At 71.9% G+C, this 2,121-nt stretch carries 2 protein-coding genes; one reads left to right on the top strand and one right to left on the bottom strand.

What is annotated here, in order from left to right:
* Nucleotides 1-475: 475 nt before the first annotated feature.
* Complete coding sequence (locus E2493_RS20495; protein ID WP_135090577.1) at nucleotides 476-1,195, bottom strand: hypothetical protein; 720 nt, start codon at nucleotides 1,193-1,195, stop codon at nucleotides 476-478.
* A gap of 19 nt (nucleotides 1,196-1,214) precedes the next feature.
* Between E2493_RS20495 and E2493_RS20490 the strand changes: the two genes are divergently transcribed.
* The gene (locus tag E2493_RS20490) at nucleotides 1,215-1,943 is read left to right on the top strand and encodes an SRPBCC family protein (RefSeq protein ID WP_225421626.1); all 729 of its coding nucleotides are present in this window, start codon (nucleotides 1,215-1,217) and stop codon (nucleotides 1,941-1,943) included.
* Nucleotides 1,944-2,121: the final 178 nt, after the last annotated feature.

Genomic DNA, 2,121 nt, shown 5'->3' with positions numbered 1-2,121 from the left:
GGCGCAGGACCCAAGGGCAGGCGCCGCGGCGCCGCCGACCCCCTCGCTGCGTGATCGCCACCTCCTCCGCTCCGGACCGCTCCCCAAACCCGTCATTCCGGCGCAGGCCGGAATCTCGGTCCGAGGGAGGCGCAGGACTCGAGGGCAGATTCGGCGCCTCGATCCGCGCCCGACCGCGTGCTTCCGAAGGGGAGAGGCGTAGCCGCACCGGCCGCCGCGTCCCGCGCCTGTAGAATCCCTGTTTCAACAGGCAAAAGCCCCGCCCGCGCCACCTTGACGCAAATCGATGTTCATGTTATGTTCCGCTCCTGCGTCGCGCATTGCGCCTGTCGGCTCCTTGTCATCGTTCGGCTCATCACTGCGCGCCCTCCTGCGCCGCCGCCGCCGTCGTGCTAGACTGGGCCTTCGGCGGCCGGGGAGGAGGCGCATGCGCAACAGCGGGGTTCGCCGGCCAGGGCGCAGCATGATTGTCTGCCTAATGCTCGCTCTGGGCGGCGGCGCGGCGATCCTGTGGGGGGCGCGGACGATGCAGGCGCTGGGCGAGGAGACCGGCGCCACCGCGATGGCGATCGCGCTTGGCATCCTCGCCGCCAATTTCGGCACCCTGTTCTTCTTCAACTTCCTCTGGGCGCAGCGCATCGTCGGCCGGATGCGGCGGGGCGAGGACGTGATCGGCCGCTGGACGGTCGCGCCGGCGACGCTGGAGCAGCTCCGCAGCCTCGACGCGGCAGAGCGCGGCCGTCGCAACGACTTTCGTTTCCCACGCCGCATCCCGCGGGAGGGGCTGGACGTGATCTTCACGCGCGACGCGGTGCTGGTCGGCGACACGCTCTTCGGCCTCGCCAGCACCGGGATCAGCCGCTTCTGGGACGCCCGGCTCGGCGGCACCGGACCGCACTGGCTCGAATTCTCGACCACCCTCACCCAGGCGGTCAGCCACCCCAATTTCCGCCTCCACCATCACCGCGGCACCCTGCGCGTCCCGGTCGCCGCCGATCGCCGCACCGAGGCGGTGCGGGTGCTGGCGCATTTCCAGGACGTGCTCGCCCGCCGCACGATCGTGAAGCCGCACTTCTGGCGCACCCGAATCCGCATCGGCCTCGGCGCCGCGCTCCTCGGCGCCGTCGCGGCCGCCGCCGGCTTCGCCCTGCGCCGCGGCTACGGAGGCCGCCGAGACCAGGACGGGAAGCGACACGGCGTCGGCGGCGGCGGCGATGATGGTCGCCCGCGCCCCCGGCGCCCCGACGGTGGACGAGCCGGTCGCCTACGCCCCCAGCCCGACCACCGCGTCGCTCGAGGCGCAGCACCGCGCCGTCGTCCCCGTCCCCGAGGCGTCGTCGCGGCCCGCCACCGCGAAAGTGGTCGGCGCGGTGCTGGCCGGCGCAATGGTCGCCGGCGCGATCCCCTTCCTGCTCGCGCGGCGCAATTCCGCCCGGCTCGGCGAGCCCGAAGGGCCGGCGACGCCGGCGCCGTTCGCGCGCGGCGGCGAGCGTGCCGAGATCGAGGAGATGGTGCTGATCGATCGCCCGGCGCGGCTGCTCTACGATTTCTGGCGCGACTTCACCAACCTGCCCGAATTCATGGAGAACGTGCGCTCGGTGACCCGGATCGACGAGCGCCGCTCGCATTGGGTGATCGCCGCCCCGGCTGGAACCAAAGTCGAATTCGATTCGATGGTGCTGGAGGACGTGCCGGGATCGCTGATCGCCTGGCATTCGCTGGAAGGCGCCGACGTGCGCAACGGCGGCCGGGTCGAGTTCATCGACACGGCCGGGGGACGCGGCACCCTGGTCCGCACCCTCCTCCATTACGATCCGCCCGCCGGCGCCGCCGGGCGCCTCGTCGCCAAACTGTTCGGCCGCGAGCCCGCAATCCAGGCCCGCCGCGACCTGCAGCGCTTCAAGCAATTGATGGAGACCGGCACGGTCACGCCGGCCGCCTGACCTTTCCTCCCCCAGCTTGCTGGGGGAGGGGGACCAGCCATAGCCGAAGGCGACGGCTGGTGGAGGGGCCTCGCCCCCGCCTGCAATTCTCCTGTTGTTTACAGGCGAGGCACCATCGCGGCCGATTCAATCCTCCCTGTCGCCGAAGGCGATGGGGAGGGGGACCAGGCGAAGCCTG

Origin of the sequence: Sphingomonas parva (ex Maeng et al. 2020) (assembly GCF_004564275.1) — a bacterium.
In the GTDB taxonomy this organism is placed as follows: domain Bacteria; phylum Pseudomonadota; class Alphaproteobacteria; order Sphingomonadales; family Sphingomonadaceae; genus Allosphingosinicella; species Allosphingosinicella parva.
The sequence above is the reverse complement of the archived record's forward strand: the minus strand, read 5'-3'. Positions and strand labels throughout refer to the sequence as shown.